At 72.0% G+C, this 23,387-nt stretch carries 22 protein-coding genes and 3 tRNA genes; 15 read left to right on the top strand and 10 right to left on the bottom strand.

Annotation, left to right across the window (positions count from 1 at the left end; translation table 11 throughout):
* Positions 1-248 precede the first annotated feature (248 nt).
* From HA039_RS17720 to HA039_RS17690, 7 genes are all read left to right on the top strand, one after another.
* Positions 249-785 carry a tRNA adenosine deaminase-associated protein gene (locus HA039_RS17720; protein ID WP_167030693.1) on the top strand — a complete coding sequence of 179 codons (537 nt, stop codon included), beginning with the start codon at positions 249-251 and terminating at the stop codon, positions 783-785.
* Between the two features lie 80 nt (positions 786-865).
* Positions 866-1,294 (top strand): tRNA adenosine(34) deaminase TadA, encoded by a 429-nt coding sequence (gene tadA, locus HA039_RS17715; protein WP_167037009.1) that lies wholly within the window; start codon positions 866-868, stop codon positions 1,292-1,294.
* Positions 1,295-1,352: 58 nt separating this feature from the next.
* Positions 1,353-1,437: transfer RNA gene (locus HA039_RS17710), tRNA-Ser, on the top strand.
* A gap of 200 nt (positions 1,438-1,637) precedes the next feature.
* A complete protein-coding gene (locus tag HA039_RS17705) occupies positions 1,638-1,802 on the top strand; it encodes a hypothetical protein (protein WP_167030690.1) in 165 nt (54 codons plus the stop codon).
* 29 nt (positions 1,803-1,831) lie between these two features.
* Positions 1,832-2,125 carry a Dabb family protein gene (locus HA039_RS17700; protein ID WP_167030687.1) on the top strand — a complete coding sequence of 98 codons (294 nt, stop codon included), beginning with the start codon at positions 1,832-1,834 and terminating at the stop codon, positions 2,123-2,125.
* A gap of 256 nt (positions 2,126-2,381) precedes the next feature.
* Positions 2,382-3,206 (top strand): RNA polymerase sigma factor SigF, encoded by an 825-nt coding sequence (locus HA039_RS17695; protein WP_243869525.1) that lies wholly within the window; start codon positions 2,382-2,384, stop codon positions 3,204-3,206.
* A gap of 245 nt (positions 3,207-3,451) precedes the next feature.
* Positions 3,452-4,336, top strand: a complete 885-nt coding sequence (locus HA039_RS17690) for an RNA polymerase sigma factor SigF (protein ID WP_167030681.1) — start codon at positions 3,452-3,454, stop codon at positions 4,334-4,336.
* Positions 4,337-4,426: 90 nt separating this feature from the next.
* Here HA039_RS17690 and HA039_RS17685 read toward each other — a convergent pair whose 3' ends face one another.
* Complete coding sequence (locus tag HA039_RS17685; protein ID WP_167030679.1) at positions 4,427-4,636, bottom strand: hypothetical protein; 210 nt, start codon at positions 4,634-4,636, stop codon at positions 4,427-4,429.
* A gap of 237 nt (positions 4,637-4,873) precedes the next feature.
* Here HA039_RS17685 and HA039_RS17680 point away from each other — a divergent pair, with 237 nt between their 5' ends.
* The 4 genes from HA039_RS17680 to HA039_RS17665 all read left to right on the top strand — a co-directional run bounded on the left by HA039_RS17680 (position 4,874) and on the right by HA039_RS17665 (position 9,295).
* Positions 4,874-5,335, top strand: a complete 462-nt coding sequence (locus HA039_RS17680) for a MarR family winged helix-turn-helix transcriptional regulator (protein WP_167030676.1) — start codon at positions 4,874-4,876, stop codon at positions 5,333-5,335.
* A 143-nt stretch (positions 5,336-5,478) separates the two neighbouring features.
* Positions 5,479-7,941 carry an MFS transporter gene (locus HA039_RS17675; RefSeq protein ID WP_481906686.1) on the top strand — a complete coding sequence of 821 codons (2,463 nt, stop codon included), beginning with the start codon at positions 5,479-5,481 and terminating at the stop codon, positions 7,939-7,941.
* A gap of 45 nt (positions 7,942-7,986) precedes the next feature.
* The gene (locus HA039_RS17670) at positions 7,987-8,820 is read left to right on the top strand and encodes a YceI family protein (RefSeq protein ID WP_167030670.1); all 834 of its coding nucleotides are present in this window, start codon (positions 7,987-7,989) and stop codon (positions 8,818-8,820) included.
* Positions 8,821-8,830: 10 nt separating this feature from the next.
* On the top strand, positions 8,831-9,295 hold the full coding sequence (locus HA039_RS17665) for a PPOX class F420-dependent oxidoreductase (protein WP_167030667.1): 465 nt from the start codon (positions 8,831-8,833) through the stop codon (positions 9,293-9,295).
* 27 nt (positions 9,296-9,322) lie between these two features.
* Here the strand turns inward: HA039_RS17665 and HA039_RS17660 are convergent, their stop codons facing one another.
* The 7 genes from HA039_RS17660 to HA039_RS17630 form a co-directional block, all read right to left on the bottom strand.
* Complete coding sequence (locus HA039_RS17660) at positions 9,323-10,222, bottom strand: TetR/AcrR family transcriptional regulator (protein ID WP_167030664.1); 900 nt, start codon at positions 10,220-10,222, stop codon at positions 9,323-9,325.
* Between the two features lie 271 nt (positions 10,223-10,493).
* On the bottom strand, positions 10,494-11,249 hold the full coding sequence (locus tag HA039_RS17655; RefSeq protein ID WP_279592843.1) for a response regulator transcription factor: 756 nt from the start codon (positions 11,247-11,249) through the stop codon (positions 10,494-10,496).
* Between the two features lie 67 nt (positions 11,250-11,316).
* Positions 11,317-12,201, bottom strand: a complete 885-nt coding sequence (locus HA039_RS17650; protein ID WP_425086355.1) for an amidohydrolase family protein — start codon at positions 12,199-12,201, stop codon at positions 11,317-11,319.
* Positions 12,202-12,212: 11 nt separating this feature from the next.
* Positions 12,213-13,160, bottom strand: a complete 948-nt coding sequence (locus tag HA039_RS17645) for a DUF2797 domain-containing protein (protein WP_167030658.1) — start codon at positions 13,158-13,160, stop codon at positions 12,213-12,215.
* Between the two features lie 39 nt (positions 13,161-13,199).
* Complete coding sequence (locus tag HA039_RS17640) at positions 13,200-13,784, bottom strand: DinB family protein (RefSeq protein WP_167030656.1); 585 nt, start codon at positions 13,782-13,784, stop codon at positions 13,200-13,202.
* A 97-nt stretch (positions 13,785-13,881) separates the two neighbouring features.
* A complete protein-coding gene (locus tag HA039_RS17635) occupies positions 13,882-14,352 on the bottom strand; it encodes an NUDIX domain-containing protein (RefSeq protein WP_167030653.1) in 471 nt (156 codons plus the stop codon).
* Between the two features lie 2 nt (positions 14,353-14,354).
* Positions 14,355-15,098 (bottom strand): helix-turn-helix domain-containing protein, encoded by a 744-nt coding sequence (locus tag HA039_RS17630; protein ID WP_167030651.1) that lies wholly within the window; start codon positions 15,096-15,098, stop codon positions 14,355-14,357.
* A 284-nt stretch (positions 15,099-15,382) separates the two neighbouring features.
* Here HA039_RS17630 and HA039_RS17625 point away from each other — a divergent pair, with 284 nt between their 5' ends.
* The gene (locus tag HA039_RS17625) at positions 15,383-15,826 is read left to right on the top strand and encodes a glycine-rich domain-containing protein (protein ID WP_167030648.1); all 444 of its coding nucleotides are present in this window, start codon (positions 15,383-15,385) and stop codon (positions 15,824-15,826) included.
* A gap of 70 nt (positions 15,827-15,896) precedes the next feature.
* Positions 15,897-16,733, top strand: a complete 837-nt coding sequence (locus HA039_RS17620) for a protein kinase domain-containing protein (protein ID WP_167037003.1) — start codon at positions 15,897-15,899, stop codon at positions 16,731-16,733.
* Between the two features lie 141 nt (positions 16,734-16,874).
* Here HA039_RS17620 and HA039_RS17615 read toward each other — a convergent pair.
* Positions 16,875-16,947: transfer RNA gene (locus HA039_RS17615), tRNA-Arg, on the bottom strand.
* A gap of 185 nt (positions 16,948-17,132) precedes the next feature.
* A tRNA-Ser gene (locus HA039_RS17610) sits at positions 17,133-17,223 on the bottom strand.
* A 239-nt stretch (positions 17,224-17,462) separates the two neighbouring features.
* Here HA039_RS17610 and HA039_RS17605 point away from each other — a divergent pair.
* A complete protein-coding gene (locus tag HA039_RS17605; RefSeq protein WP_167030645.1) occupies positions 17,463-17,978 on the top strand; it encodes an SSI family serine proteinase inhibitor in 516 nt (171 codons plus the stop codon).
* A gap of 343 nt (positions 17,979-18,321) precedes the next feature.
* A complete protein-coding gene (locus tag HA039_RS17600; protein ID WP_167030642.1) occupies positions 18,322-23,331 on the top strand; it encodes a response regulator in 5,010 nt (1,669 codons plus the stop codon).
* The last annotated feature ends 56 nt before the right edge of the window (positions 23,332-23,387 follow it).

Below are 23,387 nucleotides of genomic sequence, written 5' to 3'. Positions count from 1 at the left end.
CGAGCCACGCCCGGCCGCCGGACGCCCTGCGGGCGCACATCTCGGGCGCTCCCGCGCCCTCCTGGGACACTTCCACCCCGCCCGAGGGGTATCCCGCGCCCCGGGCCGGAGGCGAGGCTAATAAAATGGCCTTACGACGCAACGGTGGAAGACCTCTCGCGACGCGTTCGTTTCTGCCACGATTCCGAGTGGGCGGGGCAGAGCAGCGCACCGCCGGATCGTCACCTCTGACCAGTGGGAGAGTCACGGTGTACTTCGCCGCACTGCTCGCGCGCACCGAAGACGGGTGGCAAGCGAGCGACACAGAGCTCGACGACGTGGAGACCCTGTCGGATCTGACCGACCTGGCCCGCGAAGTCTCGGTGGACGAGGACACGGTCCTCGTCTTCATCGAGCAGGAAGACGCCTGGTTCGGCATCGTCCGGGTGGAGGGCGAGGAAGACCCTCGTATCTACGTCTCGGACGCGGCCGCGGCCGCACGCTCCTCGTACGGGGAGATTCTCATCGATGAGCTGATCGGCGGGGACGACGACGACCCCGCCGACGACCTGGACACGCTGGACCTCGACGGTACGGAGGACGGCGAACCGGACGAGAACGACGAGGAGGACGAAGAGAGCCCGGTGGCGAGCGGGGAGATCGTGCCCGCGGGACCCGCCGGCGACCAGGAGATCCTCGTTGATCTCGGTCTGTCCGAAGGGGATCTGCTGGCCCTGGAGACCGACGCCATGGCCGAGATCGCGGAGGCTCTGGGAGCCGCCGAGGTCCTGGAGACCGTCCGCTAGTGCCCCGGCACGACCCTGTGCCGCCCGACCCCGTACCGGACTCCGGACCGGATCCGGTGCGCGACCCGTGGCGTACGGCCATGCGGCGCGCCCTGGACGAGGCGGCGTCGGCGGCCGCGCACGGCGACGTGCCGGTCGGTGCCGTCGTGCTGTCACCGACCGGGGCGGTGCTGGCGGTCGGCCACAACGAACGCGAGGCGACGGGTGACCCGACGGCCCATGCGGAGATCGTGGCGATCCGCAGGGCGGCCGGGGCACTCGGCGCGTGGCGCCTGACGGGCTGCACGCTGGTCGTGACCCTGGAACCGTGCACCATGTGCGCGGGCGCCGTCGTCCAGTCCCGCGTGGACCGCGTGGTGTTCGGCGCGCTCGACGAGAAGGCCGGGGCGGCGGGTTCGCTCTGGGACGTCGTACGGGACCGGCGCCTCAACCACCGCCCCGAAGTCATCCACGGCGTGCTCGCCGACGCCTGCTCCGCCCAGCTCACCGCCTTCTTCAGGGACCGCTGACGCCCCCTCACGGATACCGATTTCGGAGCACGGCCCTCCGTGGGCTAAGCTTTCTCCCGGTAGCGTGTCCGAGCGGCCGAAGGAGCTCGCCTCGAAAGCGAGTGTGGGGAAACTCACCGAGGGTTCAAATCCCTCCGCTACCGCTCTTGCGAACTGCCCCCGACCCGGGACCCGGGTCGGGGGCAGTTCTGCGTTTCCCCGGCCGCCCCGGACCCGGCGCCGTCACCGCCGCGGGGCGGTGGGGGGTAAGAGTCGAACGGGCCTCCGAACATCGGCGTTCGTACGGTTAGACTCTCGCGACCGCTCAGGGGGCGGGTCGTGGACGGCTGGGGAGGCAGTGGGGATGGCGCAAACGAGGAAGTTCGTGTTCTACGCGGTCACCGTCTTCGTGCTCTTCACCATCGTCAAATCCCCCGAACGGGCCGCTGATCTCGTCCAGGTAGGGTTCGAGGGCATTTCGAGCGCCGCGCAGAGCGTCGGCACCTTCATGACGGAGCTCGTCCAGTAACGCCGCCGAATAGCCCCTAGGAGTGCCCCTTGATCCGCCACCTGGTCCTCTTCAAGCTCAACGAGGGTGTCTCGCGTGACGAGCCCCGCGTCGCCGCCGGGGCGAAGGCCTTCGAGGAGCTCGGCGGGCTGGTCTCCGACGTGACGTTCTGGGAGTGCGCCTGGAACTTCAGCGACCGCCCCATCGCCTACGACTTCGCCATCAACTCGGCCGTGGCGGACCGGGATGCGCTCCAGCGGTACGCCGAGCACCCGGCCCACCAGGCGGTCGTCGCGCAGTGGCGCGAATTCGCCACCTGGGTGATCGCCGACTACGAGTTCTGAGCCTCCGCTCCCCCTGCCCCACACCTCTCCGGTGTGGGGCTTTTGGGTTTATTACCCCAACTTGCCGTCAACACGGTGTTATCGGGTGCTTGCACACAGTGCACATGTCTTGTGATGCTATGACCGCTTTTGACGGATGAGTTGACCTAGTCGACCGCAAAGGGGTGGCGTGACCGTGCCGGCCAGTACTACGCCTCAAGTGCCGCCCCAGAACGAGACCGGACCACGGGTCGGGAGCGAGCCCCGACCGGAACAGGTGTCCGAACCCCGCCTGGAACCGCGCGTCGACCCCGACGCGCGCCCCACCACCGCCCAGAGCCGCGGCGCCGACACCAGGGCCCTGACGCAGCTCCTCTTCGCCCAGCTCAAGGACCTCGAACCGGGCACCCGGGAGCACAGCCGCGTCCGCGGAGCGCTCATCGAGGCCAACCTGCCGCTGGTGCGGTACGCGGCCGCCCGCTTCCGGAGCCGTAACGAGCCGATGGAGGACGTCGTCCAGGTCGGCACGATCGGCCTGATCAACGCCATCGACCGGTTCGACCCCGAGCGCGGGGTGCAGTTCCCGACCTTCGCGATGCCGACCGTCGTCGGCGAGATCAAACGCTACTTCCGCGACAACGTACGGACCGTCCACGTACCGCGCCGGCTCCACGAGCTGTGGGTCCAGGTCACCGGCGCCACCGAGGACCTGACGACGGCTCACGGCCGCACCCCCACCACCGCCGAGATCGCGGAGCGGCTCAAGATCTCCGAGGACGAGGTGCTCGCCTGCATCGAGGCGGGCCGCTCGTACCACGCGACCTCGCTGGAGGCCGCCCAGGAGGGCGACGGACTGCCCGGCCTGCTGGACCGGCTCGGGTACGAGGACCCGGCGCTCGCGGGCGTCGAGCACCGCGACCTCGTACGCCACCTCCTCGTACAACTGCCCGAACGCGAACAGCGGATCCTGATGCTGCGCTATTACAACAATCTGACGCAGTCGCAGATCAGTCAGGAATTGGGAGTCTCCCAGATGCACGTGTCAAGGCTTCTCGCACGAAGCTTTGCCCGGCTCAGATCCGCAAATCGGATCGAGGCGTAGCTCCCAGGGGTACTTTCGCGCTCCCTCCCCTTTTGTTCCGCGCCCCTCCCCGAAAAGCCCCACACCCCCTCTTTCCTGCGCAGACGTCACCCCTACTTGTCGACATGTCACTACAGCGTGTTGCCGACATGTGACATTCTGCTGGAACCGCGTTTGCCGCAGCCCCACCGCCGGTATTCAGGTGGAGGCTGCGTTCCTCCGACGGGAGCGGCCGCCGCGACCGTCCGCGACCTCAAGGGGGTGGCATGTCCGTAGAACAGGGCAGCTCGAAGGTGCTCACGCTCGCAAAGAGCGCTCCCGCGCCCGAGGCTCTCGACACCGTGCTCGACAGCGTGGCCGTGATCCAGCCGCGGGTGTCCCAGCCGGAAGCCATCGACACCCGCACTCTGTCCCGCTCCCTCTTCCTGCGGCTCGCCGTGCTCGACCAGGACAGCCCGGAGCGCACCTACGTACGCGACACCCTCATCGAGCTCAACCTGCCGCTGGTGCGCTACGCCGCGGCGAGGTTCCGCAGCCGCAACGAGCCGATGGAGGACATCGTCCAGGTCGGCACGATCGGCCTGATCAAGGCGATCGACCGGTTCGACTGCGAACGGGGCGTGGAATTCCCGACGTTCGCGATGCCGACGGTCGTGGGCGAGATCAAGCGCTTCTTCCGCGACACCTCGTGGTCGGTGCGCGTCCCGCGCCGGCTCCAGGAGCTGCGCCTCGCGCTGACGAAGGCCAGCGACGAGCTCGCGCAGAAGCTGGACCGCTCCCCGACCGTGCCCGAACTGGCCGTGGTGCTCGGGGTGTCGGAGGAGGACGTCGTCGACGGCCTCGCGGTCGGCAACGCGTACACCGCGTCCTCGCTGGACTCGCCCTCCCCGGAGGACGACGGCGGAGAGGGCTCGCTCGCGGACCGTCTCGGCTACGAGGACATGGCGCTGGAGGGGGTGGAGTACCGCGAGTCGCTCAAGCCGCTCCTCGCCAAACTCCCGCCCCGCGAGCGGCAGATCATCATGCTGCGGTTCTTCGCGAACATGACCCAGTCGCAGATCGGCGAGGAGGTGGGCATCTCGCAGATGCACGTCTCGCGCCTGCTGACCCGCACGCTCGCGCAGCTGCGCGAAGGACTGATCTCGGACTGACGCCGACGGACCCCGCCCTCATGTCCGAACGTCCGGGCGGGGTTCCGTGATGACGAGGCGTCGCCGCCCTCATGGGGCGGCCGGATGGGGTCAGGCGAAGGCCAGCCAGGCCACCACGGCCAGGACGACGACCACCGCGACGACGCCGACGATCAGTCCGACCTTCGGCCCGCTCTGCTGCTGGGGTGCCTGCCGGCGCTGCGGCTCACCGTCGTCGACGAACGCGCGGAACATCTGAGTGCTGCCCGCGGGGTCGGGATTTCCCTCGGGTCCCTGCGGGGCATGGGGGTTGTGTGCCATGGGGCAGGACCCTAGCGAACGCGCGCACCCCGCCCAACCCCGGGCCCTCCGCCGATCGCCGTGACCACGCCCCGGCGATGGCGCCGCGACGGCCCCGCAGCCCTCCTTTTCGATTCCTTTACCCCCTCTCGGCCCGCTTTCATTTGCCTGTAGCAACCATCTGCTTCTACAGTTCCATGGTTGCCCCAAGCAACAAGATGCGGGGCAGCTCTTCGGCAGGCGGGGAGGGCGGGGTCGATGGCCGCACGGAGTCGGTACGCGGAACTGGCCCGGCAGCTCGGTGCCCTCGGGACCGTCAAACGAGGCCTGGCGCGGGCGCTGCCCGCCGACTGCCCGGCCGGCTGCGCCGCCGTACTGGCCATGGTCGAGCGGTACGGCGAGATGCGGCTGGGCCGCCTCGCCGAACTGCTGGCCGTCGACGTGTCGGTGACCAGCAGACACGTGACCCACGCCACCCGGCGGGGCTGGCTCGCCCGGTCCCCCGACCCCGCGGACCGGCGTTCGCGGATCCTGCGGCTGACCCCGGCCGGGGCCGCTCTGCTGGACGAGCTGACGGGGCGGACGAGCGCGATGTTCGCGCGGACCCTCGCCGACTGGACCGACGACGACGTCGGCCGGCTCAACGCCCTGCTCGACCGGCTGCGCGAGAGCTTCGGCGACCGCCGCGAACGGGCCGGGGCGGCGCGGGAGCGCCCGTAGGGGCTCCCGCGGAAAGCAGAGGCTCCGGCAGGAGCGGAAGACGACACAGGACAAGGAATCCCATGGCTACGACCACACCGACCGGTGTGCGGGGCGGCCACGCCAAGCGTGGCGGCGACCCCGCCCCCGTGACCGGCGCTCCCATGACACACCGCCAGATCATGGAGGCGCTCTCCGGGCTCCTCCTGGGTCTCTTCGTCGCGATCCTCTCCTCGACGATCGTCACCAACGCGCTCCCCGAGATCGTCTCCGACCTCGGCGGCGGCCAGAGCGCGTACAGCTGGGTGGTCACCGCCTCGCTGCTGGCGATGACGGCCACCACCCCGCTGTGGGGCAAGCTCTCCGACCTCTTCAGCAAGAAGCTGCTGGTCCAGATAGCCCTGGTCATCTACGTGACGGGCTCGATGGTCGCCGGCCTCTCGCAGAGCGCCGAGATGCTGATCGTCTGCCGCGTCTTCCAGGGCATCGGCGTCGGCGGGCTCTCCGCCCTCTCCCAGATCGTCATGGCCGCGATGATCGCCCCGCGCCAGCGCGGCCGTTACAGCGGCTACATCGGCGCCACCTTCGCCGTCGCGACCGTCGGAGGACCGCTGCTCGGCGGCGTCATCACCGACACCAGCTGGCTGGGCTGGCGCTGGTGCTTCTACGTCGGCGTCCCGTTCGCCGTCGTCGCGCTGGTCGTGCTCCAGAAGACGCTCAAGCTGCCGGTCGTCAAGCGCAAGGTGAAGGTCGACTGGTCCGGTGCCTTCTTCATCACGGCGGCCGTCTCGCTGCTGCTGATCTGGGTCACCTTCGCGGGCAGCAAGTTCGACTGGGTCTCCTGGCAGTCGTACGCCATGGTCGGCGGTTCGGTCGTGCTCGGCGCGCTCTTCGTCCTCGTCGAGTCCCGGGCGAGCGAGCCGATCATCCCGCTGCGCCTGTTCCGCAACCGCACCATCGCGCTGGCCTCGTTCGCGTCGCTCTTCGTCGGCATCGGGATGTTCACGGGCACGGTCTTCTTCAGCCAGTACTTCCAGCTCGCCCGCGACAAGTCCCCCACGATGTCGGGCCTCATGACGATCCCGATGATCGGCGGACTCGCCCTCTCGTCCACCGTGTCCGGCCAGGTCATCACCCGTACCGGGCGCTGGAAGGCGTGGCTCGTCAGCGGCGGGGCGCTCCTGACTGCGGGGCTCGGACTGCTCGGCACGATCCGGGTGGACACCCCGTACTGGCACATCGCGATCTACATGGCGCTGATGGGCCTCGGCATCGGCATGATGATGCAGAACCTGGTCCTCTCGACGCAGAACCAGGTCTCCACCAAGGACCTCGGCGCCGCCAGCTCCACCGTCACCTTCTTCCGCTCCCTCGGCGGTGCGGTCGGCGTCTCGGCGCTGGGCGCGGTGCTCGGTACGCGCATCACGCACTACGTGAAGGACGGGCTGGCCGACCTCGGGCCGCAGGGCGCGGCGCTGGGCCACGCCGGTACGGGGGGCGGGGAGATCCCGGACCTGTCCGCGCTGCCCGCGCCGCTGCGGAACGTCATGGAGAGCGCGTACGGCCACGGCGTGGGCGACGTCTTCCTGTACGCGGCACCGGCGGCGCTGCTGGCGTTCCTGGCGACGCTGTTCATCAAGGAGGTCGCGCTGAGGACTCGGTCGGGCGGGGAGGGCTCGCCGGGGGCGGTCGCGGGGGCGGTCGGGGCGGTCGCGGCGGCTTCGGAGGAGAACGCCGGGCGGGTTCCCGGTCAGGACCGGGCGCAGGAGCCGGCGTTGGCCCCCGCGTCGGCCCCCGCCCACGCCCCCGGGCGCATACCCGCGCAGGGTGAGCCCGCGCTCGCGGGCGCGGTGCCCGCCGTCGGCGTCGCCGTCCGCGGTGTGGTCCGGGGCGCGGACGGCGCCTCCGTCCCCGCCTCCGCCGTCACCCTGATCTCCCTGGGCGGCACCCAGTTGGCCCGCGCGGTCGCCGGCCCCGACGGCGCGTACGCCGTGCACGCGCCCGGCGCCGGCTCGTACGTCCTGATCGCCTCCGCCGACGGCTTCCAGCCGCAGGCCTCCACGGTCGTCGTCGGTGACGAGCCGGTCGGGTACGACATCCTCCTGTCCGGTACGAGCGGCCTGACCGGGATCGTGACCGCGGCGGACGGCGGGCTGCCCGTCGAGGGCGCGATGGTGATCGTCGCCGACGTGCGCGGGGACGTGCTGACCACCGGGAGGTCCACCGAGCGGGGCGAGTTCGCCTTCGCCGAGCTGGTCCCGGGCCCGGTGACCGTCGCCGTGAACGCCCCCGGCTTCCGGCCGCTGGCCCTGCCCGTGGAGATCGGCGGCCACGGGACCACCCGTATCGAGGCAGTCCTCCGGTCCGGCGCCCTCGTGCGCGGCACGGTACGGGCGGGCAACGCCCGCCGCCCGCTGCCCGACGCGCGCGTGACGCTCGTCGACGCGGCGGGGAACGTGGTCGCCACCGCGACGACCGGCGACGACGGCGCGTACGCCTTCGGCGACCTGGACGCGGGCGAGTACACGGTCATCGCGACCGGATACGCCCCGGTGGCGGGCTCGTTGACGGTGACGGGCCGCGGCGTCGAGGGACACGACATCGAACTGGCCCACCCGGGCGCGTGAACCGGCCCACCCGGGCGCGGGGAAAGCGGAAAGGCGAGAGGCGCTATGGGACTTCGCGGACAGGTACGGACCCGGGACGGCTGGGCGCTCCCCCACGCGGTCGTGACCCTGACCGACTCGACCGGCGCCCAGGTGGCGCGGGTGGCGGGGGACGAGGAGGGATCGGTACGGACCGAGGTCCCGCTCGCGCCCGGTCCGTACACCGTGATCGTGACGGCCCTCGGGTACGCCCCCGTCGCCGCCACGGCGCTCGTGACGGCGAGCGGCCGGGCGGAGGTCGGCACGGTGGTCCTGGCGCGGCAGAACGGCACGGAGCTGCCCGCACCGGGCGTCTGGAGCCTCGACCCGGCGCACACCTCGGTGGGCGCGGTGGCCCAGCACCTCGGGATCTCCAGCGTGCACGGGCGGTTCAAGGAGTTCGGCGGCCGGATCGAGATCGTCGAGGCCGGCGGCTCGTACGCGGGCTCCCGGGTCGACGCGGTCATCGCCGCGGCGAGCATCGACACCGGCAACACCCTGCGGGACAAGCACCTCAGGTCGCCGGACTTCCTGGACGTGGAGCGCTTCCCGGAGATCACGTACCGCGGTACGTCCCTGACCCCGGCGGGCCCGGACCGGTGGACCGTGCACGGCGAACTGTCGCTGCACGGGGTCGTACGGGAGGTCGGCCTCGACCTGAGCTACCTCGGCACGGGCCCCGACCCGTGGGGCGGCGAGCGGGCGGCCTTCCGGGCGACGGCGGAGCTGCGGCGCGAGGACTTCGCGATGAACTACAACCAGGTCGTGCGGGCGGGCATCTCGATGATCGGGACCACGCTGCGGGTCGAGCTGGACGTCCAGGCGGTACGGGGCGAGAGCGTGCCCGGCGCGGAGTCGTAGGCTCGGACCCATGGCACCGAACATCGCAACGAACACGACCGTGGACCTGGCCGGACTACTGGAGTTCGTACGGCCCAGGCACCGCGCGATCCTCCTCACCACCCGCGCGGACGGACGCCCGCAGGGCTCGCCGCTCGCGTGCGGCGTCGACGACTCGGGCCGGATCGTGGTGTCCACGTACCCGGAGCGCGCGAAGACCCGGAACGCGAAGCGGGACGAGCGGGTGAGCGTGCTCGTCCTGTCCGACGACTGGAGCGGCCCCTGGGTGCAGGTGGACGGCACGGCCGAGGTGATCGACTCCCCGGAGTCCGTGGAGCCGCTGGTGGAGTACTACCGGAACATCGCGGGGGAGCACCCGGACTGGGACGAGTACCGCGCGGCGATGGTGAAGCAGGGCAAGTCGATCATCCGCGTCACCCCAAACCGGTGGAGCCCCATCGCCACGGGCGGCTTCCCGGCGAGGCTGATGTCGTAGCGGGCGCGCGCCACCCGTCGTCCCCGGTCAACCACGCTCCCGCATCGCCTCGATGCCGGCGATCATGAGGTCGAGGGCGAAGGTGAAGTCGCGCTCGCGCATCTCCTCCACCGTCTCGCCGCCGCGGGCCTCCATCAGCTCCTCGGCGTTCTCGAACGCCCGCTTCACGTCGGGCTGTTCGTGGATGCTCCCCATGGCGTGCCGGTGGTACTCGTCCTGCGTCAGCCCCGCCTCGACGCACCGCTGGACGAAGTGGCCCTCGATCGTGCCGAATCCGTACACGAACTGGAAGACCGCGGAGACGGCGCCCATCCGGCCGTGCGGGGCCAGGCCCGTACGGCCCATGACCGCGAGGACCGCCGACGAGAAGGCCCGCGAACTCGGGCCGATGTTCAGGTACTTGCCGATGAGCGGCGAGACCCAGGGGTGGCGTACGAGCAAGGAGCGGTAGCTGACGGCCAGTTCGCGCAGCTGGTCGCGCCAGTCTGCGGTCTCGTCCGTCAGTTCGGGGACCCGGACCTCGCCGAAGACGGCGTCCAGGGCGAGTTCGAGGAGGTCGTCCTTGGTGTCCACGTACCAGTAGAGGGACATCGCGGTGACGCCCAACTCCGCCGCCAGGCGCCGCATGGAGAACTTCGCGGAGCCCTCGGCGTCGAGCAGGCGTACGGAGACGGTGGTGATGCGGTCGCGGTCGAGGAGCGGGGGCTGCTCGGCGCCGGCCTTGGGGGTGGCGCCCTTGGCCGCTTCACCGGTGGTGAGGGCCGGGGCTGGGGTCGAGGCCGAGGTCGGGGTCGGGGTCGGGTCCGCGAGGCCGCCGCGCTCCCCGCGTTCGCCGCGGTCCGTCCTGCGGGGCCTGGTCGCCGGTTTCCCTTCCAGCCAGACGCTGGTCCTGGGGGGACGCTTCGGGCTGTCGGCTTCCGACGCCATGGCTGAGCCTCCTCGGTTCCGTCCGGGCGGGCGCCCGCGCGGCCCGCTTGCCGGTGCCGACTGCCGGATACCGCCCACCGGCACCCGGAATGTCCGCCGAGGGCGATGCTATGCCGCCGTGGGCGAAGAGTCTGCCCTGCGTACCGGACACCGGCCCGTGCCGGAGGCATAGTTCACGGCCTGCCGTCACCGCATCGGATGGAGGAGGGAGGAGGGAGGAGGGAGGAGGGAGGAGGGAGGAGGGGGGAGGGAGGATCCAGGAGGAGTGGGGTCAGCGCGGGGCGGCGGCCGGATCCGCCGGCTTGATCAGGTACCCGGCGCCGCGCCGGGTGTGGATCATCGGCGAGTGCCCCGCGTCGATCTTCCTGCGGAGGTACGAGATGTAGAGCTCGACCACGTTGGCCTGGCCGCCGAAGTCGTACGACCACACCCGGTCGAGTATCTGCGCCTTGCTCAGCACGCGGCGCGGGTTGCGCATGAGGTAGCGCAGCAGCTCGAACTCGGTCGCCGTCAGGTGGATGGACCGGCCCGCCCGTACGACGTCGTGGCTGTCCTCGTCCAGGGTGAGGTCCCCGACGGTCAACTGCGACTCGCTCCGGGTGGCGGCCGCCCCCGACCGCCGGATCAACCCGCGCAGCCGCGCCACGACCTCCTCCAGGCTGAACGGCTTGGTGACGTAGTCGTCGCCGCCCGCCGTCAGCCCCGCGATCCGCTCCTCGGCGGCGTCCTTCGCCGTGACGAAGAGCACCGGCACCTGGGGCAGCTCACGCCGCAGCCGGCCGAGCACCGCGAGCCCGTCCATGTCGGGGAGCATGACGTCCAGCACCACCGCGTCGGGCCGGAACTCCCGCGCCGACCGCACCGCGCCCGCCCCGTCGCCGGCGCTGCGCACCTCCCACCCCTCGTACCGCAGGGCCATGGACAGCAGCTCGGTGAGCGAGGCCTCGTCGTCGACGACGAGGACGCGGACGGGGTTCCCGTCCGACCTGAGCATTTCGGCGCGCCCCCTGGGCGAGATCACGGTCATGGTCATCACCCTGAGGACGGCCTGTGAGAGTGTTCTTGCCGCTCTCTGTGAAATTCCTGAGAAACCGCTAGGCGAGCCCGAAGAGCCGCGCCCCGTTCCCGTGGCACACGGCCCGCAGCCATTCCTCCCCCAACCCGAGCCCCTCCAGGGCCTCCAGCTGGTGGACGTACGGATACGGAATGTTGGGGAAGTCGCTCCCCAGCAGGATCCGGTCCCCCAGATCCGCCAGCCGCCCCCTGGCCTCGCGCGGGAACGGGGCGGTGACCTCGCTGAAGTCCGTGAACGCCATCGTCGTGTCGAGCCGCACCTCCCCGTACCGCCCGGCCAGGTCCAGGAAGTCCGCGTACTCCGGCATCCCCATGTGCGCGACCACCAGCCGCAGCCGGGGGTGCCGCGCGAGCAGCCGGCCCACGGGCTCGGGCCCGGTGAACTTGCCGGGGGCGGGACCCGACCCGCAATGCATCACGACGGGCACCCCGGCCTCGGCGAGCAGCCCCCAGGCGGCGTCGAGCAGCGGGTCGTTCGGGTCGTAGGCCCCCACCTGGAGATGGGACTTGAAGACCCGCGCCCCGCCCTCGACGGCCGCGCGCACGTACGCCTCGACGCCCTCCTCGGGGAAGAGCGTGGCGGTGCGCAGGCAGTCAGGGGTACGAGCGGCGAAGTCCTCGGCCCATCCGTTCAGCCACTCGGCCATGCCGGGCTTGTGCGGGTAGAGCATCGAGGTGAAGGCCCGTACCCCGAACGCCCTCAGCAGGGCGAGACGTTCGGCTTCCTCGTGCCGGTACGTGATGGGCCACTCCCGGCCGACCAGGGGCCCGGCGGAGTCGAAGTAGGCCCACACCTTCCGGAGCACGCGGTCGGGCATGAAGTGGGTGTGGACATCGACCAACGAGGGCACCCCGACCCGCTCCCGAAAGCGAGCCACGTCACCGACATCACCCACGACAACCACTCCCCGGTCTCCTAGAAGAGACCACCTTGAACGCCCCCGCCCCGCACATCCACCAAAGGAACGCTAATCCCCCCACCACTCCCCTCCACACCCTCCCCCTCCTCATCCCCCTCCCTCTCGCCCTCCCGGCGAACCCCCACCAACTCCCACCCCACCATCAACCGGGTATCCAGAACGACCACGCCACCCGGCCCCTCTCCCCGCCCCGTGGCGAGATGCAGATCGGGCCCGGCGACGGCGAGGATCCGCCCCGCGACGCACCCGCCCTCCACCAGCTCCCGCACCACGGCGCCCGCAGGCGGAAGCCCGTCCAACCCGAAGACACCCCCGTGGTCGACCGCCGCGAACTCCAGGCGCTCCAAGGACTCCGGCCACCCGTCCAACGCCACCACCCGGGCATGCATGCGCCGCACCTCGTCGCCGCGCTCCACCACCCCGGGCAGCCCGGCCCGTACGCGCCGCTTCTCGGCGTACGGAATCCGGTCCGGCACCCCGAGCGCGACCCGCACCGACTCCTCGGCCCGCCGCGCGGCCATCAGCGGCCCCCGCCCCAACCAGCTGAAGACCACGGCCCCCTGCTCCAACAACCGCGCGGCGCCCCGCTCCTCCCGGGTGATCCCCACCTTCACCATCCCGGGTCCGAACCAGGCCAGGTACACGCGATAGACCCGCGGATCATCGGCGAGCGCGTCGGCGGCCACGGAATGCATCCGGTCCAGCCGGGCGCACTCCCCGCACAACCCCCCGGTCCCCCGCCCCCCGAGCACCGCCCGAACCGGACAAGGATTCCCCCGGGCCCCACCACAGACCCGCTCCCCCACCACCCGAAACCCCACAAACCCCCCACCCAAAAGCCCACTCTCCCGCACACCCAAGGGGCCACCCCCACCCCGCCCCCACCGAAGCACAGGCACCCCCGTCCCCCACCCCACCCCGCCACACCACCACCCAGAACTCACCCCACCACTGTCCCCCACCCCGTATCCACGGGACAGCTTCTACGCCTCTGCCGATGAGGCCGCTCTGGCGGCCCGCTCGATCTTGGCGCGGTAAGCGGTACGGGCCTCCTCGTCGATCTGCGTCTCGTGTCCGGGGCGCATCCCGGTCCGCCCGTCGACGCCCTCGCGCAGGATGTCGGCGTGCCCGGCGTGCCGGTTGGTCTCGCCGAGGACGTGGACCAGGACGGCGAACAGGTTGGTGCGGGCACCAGCCTCCGGCCACCACGGCACGTGGCCGGGGGTATCGAGGCCAAGCTCGTCGATCGTCGCGTCGGAGTGCTCCCAGGTGCGCCGGTAGGACTCGACGATCTGCTGGCGCGCCTCGCCCTCGGCCACCCACAGATCGCTCCCGTCATGGTCCTGCCACCGCGGCAGCGGCTCCGGGGACGGCCGGCCGAAGACCTCCCCGAAGTACCTGGCCTCGACGCCGGCCACGTGCTTGACCAGCCCGAGAAGGTTGGTCCCGGTCACGGTCAAAGGCCGACGGACGTCGTACTCGGACAGCCCGTCGAGTTTCCAGAGCAGCGCCTCACGGTCCCGCCGCAGCCTCCCGTGCAGGCTGCTCTTCGCGAATTCATCGATCATGCGGACCGAGCGTGCCATGGGCCACTAGCGGCCTCAAGATCCACGACCGCTGCGTGCCGCCGGTTGCCATGATGTCGCTGTCATCGCGCCTGAGGGGTCAACCGAGGTATGGCCGCCCACGGTGTTCCAGGAAGTGACGGATCCGGAGACGCTGCGTGTGGTGCATCGGCAGCTGATCGATCTCCTCCGGCCGGACGAACCGCAGCTCGGTGGATTCGCCCGAGATCGCGAGTTGGCCGCCGAGGACGCGGGCGGTGAAGCAGACGTTGAACTGCCGGCGGACCTCGCCGTCCGAGTAGGCGATGATGTGCCGCGGATCGGTGTACGTGCCCACGAGCCCGGTGATCTCCACGTCCAGGCCCGTTTCCTCCTTCACCTCGCGAACAGCCGTCCCTGGGAGCGAGTCGCCCAGCTCCATGCCGCCGCCGGGCAGCGCCCAGAGGTCGTTGTCCCGCCGGCGCTGAAGGAGGACGCGCCCGTCGTCGTCGGTGACGACGGCGGACGCGGCCACCACCAAGCTGTTCGGCTCGGGTGCCGAGGGATCGTCGTAGTACTCGGTCCGCGCCACGGTCACCCTTCACTTACCGGCGTAGCGATCTCCCACACAGCGTCGAAGCTGCGGGTGTACGTGTCGAACATGCCGCCTTCTCCACTGCGCCGAAGGTGCCACACGGGGGCGCCGTAGGCGTTCACGCCCCAGACGTGGGCATTGATCATCACCTGGTCGTCCGCCCGGTAGATCGAGTTGTAGAGGGTGGTGGCATGGGTGCGCACCTCGATGCCGGATACCTCGGCAAGGGGACGGAAGTGCATCAGGGCGAGTCGGCAACGGGACTCGATCCCATGGCCGAACCTCTCCTCCGCGCCACGCTGTTGCACATTCGTACTGTCCGGATCCCCAACCGCGATACGGACCGCGCACCCCGCGGCAGCTCGTTCTCGCAACACGTCGTTGAGCCGCGGGTACGACTCGTGCAAGAAGACGGCGGCGTACACCAGCACGTCAATGTGCTCATTGGCCTGGGCCAGCATGTCCGCGAAGGCGGACACGGGGACGTCGGCCCGCTGGCCGTACAGAGCCACCAGTTCCGGACTGACAGCGCGGGCGGGGCGGGCCTGCCGCAGCGCCGGCCATAGGGCGTGCACGTCTTCTCCTAGCGTTTCCGCTGCCAGCGTGGCCGTGGCACGGCGCGGCGTACGCCCCAGATTGACCCATCGTTCAACGGACTTGGGGTCGACCTCGACCTTGTCCGCAAGGCCGTTGTACGTCCAGCCACCGGCCGCCATGGCAGCACCTAGCCTCTCGTTCGGCATCCCAACGTCCCGCTGCCCGGCAGGATGCTCATCCGTATGGTGAGCAACCAGCAGACCCGACCAGGCCTCGGCGAACTGGCCGTGGTGCCGAGTGCGCGGGAGGAACTCAGCGCGCGTCCGGCGATCCAGGAACGACTGAAGCTGGAACCGGCTGTGACGCGCACGCCGTCGGCCCGTCCCCGTTCGGGTCGGCATCCCGGTCGACCTGCTGAGTGCTACAGGTCCCGGCTCCACAGCCGGTGCAGGCACCAAGTCCCAGTACCCCACTCGCGAGGAGCTTTCGCATGACCGCAACGGCAAACGATCAGAAGACCGGTCGCACGGCGGCTGGTGAGGAGTTGTTCGAAAGCCTCACCCACTTCGTGGTCGCGCACAACGGCCGGACGCCGGAACGTGCCGAGCGGATCGCCGACCAGGCCGTCGCCTTCGTCGTCACCGCGTCCACCGCCACGGTGCCCATGGTCCCGTCGGACGAAGTGGATCTCGGCCTGCATGCGCTCATCCTGCACACCAAGGAGTACGCCGAGCTGTGCGTGCGGCACGCGGGACGCTTCCTGCACCACAACCCTGCGCCGGGAGGAGGCGCCCGCGACCCGGAGAGGGTGGCCGCCTCCGCGCTCGCCATGAAGGCGGCCGGGTTCATGGTCTTCGATGACCTGTGGACCGTGAACGGCACGAACCTCGCACAGTGCGACTCCGACTGCGGCCGGCCGTACGGTCAGGCCTGACAGACGGCAACCACCGCGCGGCCGGCCCCGACCCGAGGTTGGCCGCGCTCGTCCGATGGGAGAAGAGACGTTGTCCGGGCCACCCTCCGAACTGCCGATCGCGGTGCTCGACGCGCTGGTGCCCAGGGCTCACCGCCTGGTCGTGAACCGCCGTGGCTCCACGGTCTGGGAGGTCGAAAGCCATCGAGGCCGTTACGCCGTGAAGGTCGGCTGTCCGATCGAGGCCACAGCCGCCTGGCCCGCGCAGCCTTGGACCGCGCTCGCACCCGGGCGCGAGGGTGCTGTGCTGGATCGTCTCGGCTTCGACGACTTCGCCTACGGCGAGTGGGAGCGCGGGACGTGGAACTTCCAGCCGTGGCACGAAGGACCGGACCTGTACGGGCTCTGGAAACCCTGCCGCGAGCCCGGCTCCTCCAGCGCACCGCACACCAGCGTGGCGCTCGGTTGTGTCGAGGCGCTGGCGGAACTCCATGCGAAGGGCTGGGCCCACGGTGATGTGCAGCCTGCCCACTTCATCGTCGGGCCGGAGCGAACGCACCTCATCGACCTGGCTCTGGCGCGCGGGGGGCTGGTGCCCGAGAGCTACGACTTCCCGTTCCGCGGTTGCCTGGTGCACTACGAGGCGCCGGAGATCGCACGCAGCGTACTTGCCACCGGCGAAGCCGAGCCGACACAAGAAGCCGATATCTACGCGCTCGGCGTGTCTCTGCTCATTTCCGCGACCGGCTGGCGGGCGGTCGAGTACCCGGACGACGCTCCGCGCCCGGTGCAGAGAGAGGCTGTGGCGAACGGCCGGCGCCGCCCCGTGAGGGTGCCCGGTGAGCTGGGCGACCTGATCGAAGCGATGCTCAGCCGAGCTCCCGAAGATCGGCCGACCATCCGCGAGGTGCGTGAAGCCCTGAGCTGATCCTGCCGTGAGTGAGTCCGTGACGCATGGAAGAAGCGTGGGCCCGGCGGCGGAGCGGCCTCGTTTCGGGCGATGTCGGCGGTACAGCCGGGGCAAAGCAAGAGGCCCCCAGGATTTCTCCTGGGGGCCTCTGAGCTGCTGTGCACTCGGCAGGATTCGAACCTGCAACCTTCTGATCCGTAGTCAGATGCTCTATCCGTTAAGCTACGAGTGCTTGGCGTTCCGGGCTTTTCTCCCCGGGCGGCGTTGCGAGAACAACATTACATGACCTGTGGCGCCAGGTGAAATCCATTAGTCACACCGGGGCTGACCTGCGGAGATGTCCGAGAAGCCAGGTGTCCCGGAGGGCCGGAACGGGCGAAGCCCCGGCCTGGTGGCCGGGGCTTCGGTGATCTTGCGCGGAGGCGGAGGGATTTGAACCCTCGATGGGCTTTAAGGCCCAAACCGCATTAGCAGTGCGGCGCCATAGACCGGACTAGGCGACGCCTCCAGCACACCACCGCGCGGGCGCGGACGGTGCGTGCAGATGATGACACAGCCGGGTGGGCTCTCACCAATCGCCGCTCACGGTACTAGGCGTCCGGGCCGGAGGGCAAAGCATCTCCGGTGGGACGGGTGCGGCAGGTGGCGCATCCTTGCCACGCGTGTCCGGTTGCGCAACGCCGGGGCCCGACGAGCGTTAGACGTGTCGGGGGCCGCCCCCGGATCCGTAACCCGTCAGGAGCTTTCATGCTGCGCCGCCTCGTCCTCACCGCCGCCGCGTCCGTCGCCGCGCTCACCGCCCTCGCGCCCGCCGCCTCAGGCGCCGCCGGCGCGCCCGCCGGGCCGATCGCCGGGCCGGTCGCCGCCGGTTCCGTCGCCTCGCCGCTCACCCGGCTCGCGCCGCTCCCGCTGCCGCTCCTGGAGGAGTCGCCCGACTCGTTCACGGTCACCGTCGCCGGTTCGGGCGTCACCCGCGCGGATGGTTCGTTCAAACTGGAGTGCGGCCCGGTCGGCGGCACCCACCCCCGGGCGAAGGCCGCGTGCGACCGGCTGACCGAGCTGGCCGACAGCGACCAGGACCCGTTCGCGCCGGTGGCCAAGGACCAGATGTGCACCATGCAGTACGGCGGTGACGCCACCGCCCGCGTCACCGGCATCTGGCAGGGCAGGAACGTGGACGCGACGTTCAACCGCAAGAACGGCTGCGAGATCGCCCGCTGGAAGATGATGGAGCCGATCCTGCCCGCCCCCGCCGGTTCGTAGCAGTCGGACATCCGAGACCGGGAATCCGGAGTCCCGAGTTCCGAGTCCGGAGTCCCGAGTCGGAGACGCTTTGCCGCGCGATCGCGGCCCCCTCCCGGCCCCCACCCTCACCCCCAAGTCCTCCCCGCGCACCGCCATATGCCGACATCGGCGGGCGCGGGGGCGCGGGGTGGGGGTCGGTGCGCGCTCCACCCGCGCGCCCACTTCGGGTGCGCTCCCCCTCATCCGCCGCCACGGCCCCCTCCCCAGCCTTTAGACTCCCTCCCGTGACAGGCCGAGACCCGAGAGGCAAGATGGGCTCGGCCGTCCGCAAGGTGCAGCAGGTCAGGGAGGAAGCGTCGTCGTGAGTAGCAGGCCATCCCGGGGCGCTGCTCGTCTCGCGGCGATACTCGACGCACTCCCCGACGGCTTGGTGCTCGTCAACGCCAACGGCACCGTGGTCAACGCCAACACCATCGCCCTGGAGATGTTCGAGACCCCCGGCACCGCCCTCGTCGGGCGCGGCCTCCTCGACCTCCTCCCCGAGTTCGACTCCAAGCTCATCCCCGGCTCCATGCGCCGGCCCGACTCCGCCGACTCCCGGGGCCGTACCAAACCGACCAGGATGGTTGCGCGGCGCACCGACGGCGGCGAGTTCCCCGCCGAGGTGACCAGCGCGAGCCTGGAGGACGGCCGGGACGCGTACACCGACTCCCACAGCTACACCGGCGACGAGCTGCTCATGCTGGTCGTACGCGACCTGTCCGGCACGGTCGACACCGAGGCCGAACTGGCCCGTTCCCAGCGCCAGACCGAGATGATCCTGCGGGCCGCGTCGGAAGGCGTGGTCGGTACGGACACGGACGGCCGGGTCGTCCTCGTCAACCCCGCCGCCGCCCAGATCCTCGGCTTCCGCGCCACCGACCTCGGCGGGCGCGAGCTGCACACCCTGATCCTGCACTCACGGGCGGACGGCGAGCCGTTCCCGTACGCGGACTCCCCGCTCGCCGACACCCTCAGGTCCGGCCGCAAGCACCGGGTGCGCGGGCAGGTGCTGTGGGCGAAGAACGGCAAGCAGGTGCCGGTCGACCTGACGACCGCGCCGGTACGGGACGGCGACCAGCTCGTCGGCGCCGTGATGACCTTCACCGACCGCCGCGCGCACGAGGAGCTCGTCGACCAGCACGACGCCGAGCTGGCCGAGGCGAAGAAGAAGCACGAGGCCGAGCTCGCGGAGGCCACGGAGCGGCTCACCGCCGAGCTGGCGAAGGTGAAGAAGCGGCTCACGGGCGAACTGGCCGAGACGACCGAGCGCCTCACCACCGAGCTGAACGAGGCGACCGAGCGCCACACGGCCGAGCTGGCGGACCGCAGCGACCGCTACGCGGCCGAGATCGAGGAGCTGACGGAGCGGTACGGCGAGGTCGCGGCCCGGCACGCCCAGCTCACCGCCGTCCTCGGCGAGGCCCTGCGCGGCCCGCTGGAGGAGCTGCGCGGCGAACTCGCCACGCTCGCGGCCGACCCGGCGGGACAGCTCTGGCCCGAGGCCAACCAGATCCTGCACCACCTGGCCGCCGGGTACGCGCGGATGACGACGCTGGTCGACAACGTGCTCGGCTACCAGCGGCTGGACGACGGTACGGAAGGGCTCGCCAAGGCGAACGTCCTGCTCGACGGGGTCGTGGCGGCCGGCGTCGAGGGCGCGGTCGAGCTGATCGGCCCCGGCCGGGCGCAGTTCGCCGTGCACGCCCCGCCGATCGAGGCCGAGGTGGACCCGGGCCGGCTGGCGCAGGCCCTCGCGCACCTGATCGCCGACGTCGCCGGGGTCGACTCCACGGGGCGGGCCCGGCTGGTGGCCGGGGGCGGCGGGTACGTCGACTCGACGATCGTGGTGGCCGCCGCGCAGCGCGGTGACGTCGTACGGATCGAGGTGCGCGGCCCGTTCGCCGGGGGCGATCCGGTGCACGAGCCGCTCGTGCGCGGGATCGTGCGGGCGCACGGCGGGGTGCTCCAGACGCACGAGATGCCGGGCATGGGCGGCAGCGCGTACGTGCTGGAACTGCCGCTGGGCGAGGGCGCCGGGACCATCCCGACCGTGCCCGCGCCGGCCGCGGTGCCGGCGATGTCGGCGGAGCTGTCCGTGCACGGGGCTCCGGGGTCGACGGACCCGGTGGGACCGGGCGGGTCGGCGGATCAGGCGGGTTCGGCGGGTTCGGTCGGGCTGCCTCCGGGGCAGGCCGCGGTGCCGGCTCAGCAGGGGTCCGGGACCGCGGGCGGCGGCAGGCGGCGGGCACGGCGGGCGTCCACGGACGCGTTCCTGGAGGCCGCGGTGCCGGAGGTGCCGGATGCCGGGGAGCCGACAGGGCGGCGCCGGGCGCGTAACGACGCACAGCAGGAGCGCATCCCGGCGCAGGCGCAGGATTCCGCCGCGCACGGGGGGCATGGAGTTCATGGGGGGCATGCGGGAGACGGTGCGCCGGGCGCCGAGGACGGGACCGGGGGCGGGAACGGGCCGGTAGGCGGAAGCGGGAACGGCGGTACGGGGCGTCGGCGCGGGCGGCCGAGTCCCGGCGAGGACGCCGGGGTCGTGGGCGGACCGGGAGTGGTTACGGGGGGTACGGCTGGGCCCGCTGGTCCGGCTGGTGTTCCCGGGGGTCCCGCTGGGGCCTCTCCGCCGGCCTCCGCCGGATCCGAGGTGGCTCCTGGGGCGGCGATCGCCCTCTCGGGCGGTTCGGGCGGCCAGGGCGGCCCGGCGGGTACGCCTTCCGGTGTGCCCTCCGAGGGAGCCGTCGTCACGTCCGCCGAGGGGTCGCACCCGACCGGGCGGGCGGCGCTCGGCCAGGCCGTACCGCCGCAGGGTGTGCCCGTGGACGCCGCCTCGGCGGCGGGAACGGGTCGCCGGGCGCGGCACGGCGGGCAGAACGCGATGCCGGCGCTCCCCGCCGGTCCGACGCCGACCGGCCCCACGCCGAACGGACCCGCACCGAGTGGGCCTTCGGCACCGCTGGCGCCTCCCGCGCCCTCCGCGCCTTCCGCTGCCGGGCCGACCGGTCCCGTACCTCACGCGGCGGTTCCCGGCGGGATGCCGGCGCCCCTGCCCGTACCGCACCAGGCACCGCCCGCCGCGCCGGCGGCCGCCGCGCCGAACGCCGGGCGCCGTGCGCGCCGGGCGCTCGCCCCGGCGCAGGAGCGGCACACGCCCGTACCGCCGGAGCCGGAGGGCGGGCGCAGCCAGTTCGCGCTGCCGCCGGCCGACGCCGACCGCGCCCCGGCCCCGGCCGGGCCCCCGGCTCCCGCGCGCGGCCTGCCGGCCGCGGCCGCGCCGGACGACTCGCTGCCCGGCCGCCACCCCGGCGCCGTACAGCAGGACGCCGTACAGCAGGACGCCGTACAGCAGACCGCCGGACCGTCCGGGCGGCGGCGGGCGCGCAGGGAGGTCGGGAGCGGCGCGGACGACTCGATGGAGATGCCCGTCCAGCTGGACACCGGCGCGATGTCCTTCGACCCGAACGGCAACCAGTGGGGGGCGCCGCCGGAAGCCGACCACAGCCCGGGCACCGGAACGGCAGCGGGAGCGGGAGCGGGACAAGGCGGCCTGGGCCAGGGGCTCGGGAACGGGCCGGTCCCCCACGGGCAGGACAGCCCCGCGACGCCTTCCGGCTTCGGCCCGATGGTCGGCCCGCCCGGCTGGCCGGACGACCCGCGACCCGTTCAGGACACGGCGGGGGGCCAAGGCCTCATGGCCGCGCACGGTACGGACCCGAACGGTACGGACGCCGACACCGGCGGCGTACCGGCCGGGCCGCCCGCCACCGATCCCGCGGCCGACCACCCCACCGCCACCGAGTCGGCCGCCGCGCCGCCCGCGCGGCGCGGCGCGCATCAGCCGCTCCCGCCCGCCCAGCCGCTGCCCGAAGAGTCGCCGTCGCCGGACTCCACCCAGGGGCGGGCGTTCAGCGTGCGGACGCTCGGCCAGGGCGTGCCGTTCTCGCCGCAGCAGCAACAACAACCGCAGCCGCCCGGCCCGGCCACGCAGGGCCGCGGGCAGAGTCTCGTACCGGGCCCGGTCGGCCGGCAGGGGCAGGTGGCCCGGCCGCCGGCTCCCTCCGCAGCCCAGGCCCAGGCGCACGCTCAGGCCCAGGCGCACGCCCAGCACCAGAGCCAGGGGCAGGGCCAGGCCCTCCAGAGCCAGAGCCAGGGACAGGGTCAAGGCCTCGCCCAGGCACACCGACAGCAGCAAGGGCAGACCCCGGGACCGCAGCAGGGGCAGGGGCAGGGGCAGGCCCCGGGCCTCGCTCAGCCGCAGGCACAACCGCAGCCCCAGGCCCACACGCAGGGCCAGGGCCAGGGCCAACACCAGGGCCAAGCCCCCGGAGACACCCAAGGCGGCCAGGGAGGCCAGACCGGCGGCACCCTCGGTTCCGGCCGCCGCCGCAAGCTCGGCACCCCGCCCGACAGCGACCACTCCGAGGCGAACCAGCGGTCCCACCCGCAGGGTTCGTCCCGCCTCGCCACCGCGCACCCCGAGGGACGTTCGTACGCGATAGGCGCACCCGACGAGGGCGCCGAGGGACCCCAGCCGCTGGACGGTCCCGGCGGCGCGGTCGAGGTGGCCAACCGCCCCCAGCCGCGGCCCGTCGACGACGAACTCCCCCCGGAGCCCCTCGACAACCCGCGCCGGCTGCTCGTCTGGCCCGCCCCGGACGTCTCCACCTCGCAGGCGCTGAGCGACCGCGGCTACCGCCCGGTGGTCGTGCACTCGCGCGAGGAGGTCGACGCGCAGATCGCCGCGTTCCCCGCCGCGCTCTTCGTGGACCCGCTGACCGGCCCCATCACCCGTACCGCGCTCCAGTCCCTCCGCCAGGCCGCCGTCGCCGCCGAGGTCCCCGTGCTGGTCACGGCCGGTCTGGGACAGGCGACGCGGGAGGCGGCGTACGGCGCGGACCCCGCCGTACTCCTCAAGGCCCTGGCCCCGCGCGACAGCGAACAGCACCCGCCGCGCGTCCTGTTGGTCGAGGAGCACGACGAGATCGCCCTCGCGCTGACGGACACGCTGGAGCGGCGCGGCATGCAGGTCGCGCGGGCCGCCACCGATGACCAGGCGGTGGCCCTGGCCGGGCAGATGCGGCCGAACCTGGTGGTCATGGACCTGATGCGGGTACGGCGCCAGCGCGCCGGGATCATCGACTGGCTGCGGGCGAACGGGCAGTTGAACCGTACGCCGCTGGTCGTCTACACCTCCACCGGCATCGACCCGGCGGAGCTGCCGCGGCTGTCGTCGGGCGAGACCGTGCTGTTCCTGGCGGAACGGTCCACGAGCGACGAGGTGCAGGCCCGGATCGTGGAACTGCTCGCGAAGATCGGGACGAACTGAGGGCCCGTCCCGATCTCCGGCGCGGCGGCCCGGGCGCTCCCGCGTCCCCGGCCCGC

This window comes from Streptomyces liangshanensis (genome assembly GCF_011694815.1).
GTDB lineage: Bacteria > Actinomycetota > Actinomycetes > Streptomycetales > Streptomycetaceae > Streptomyces > Streptomyces liangshanensis.
This window is presented reverse-complemented; position numbering and strand designations above follow the sequence as displayed.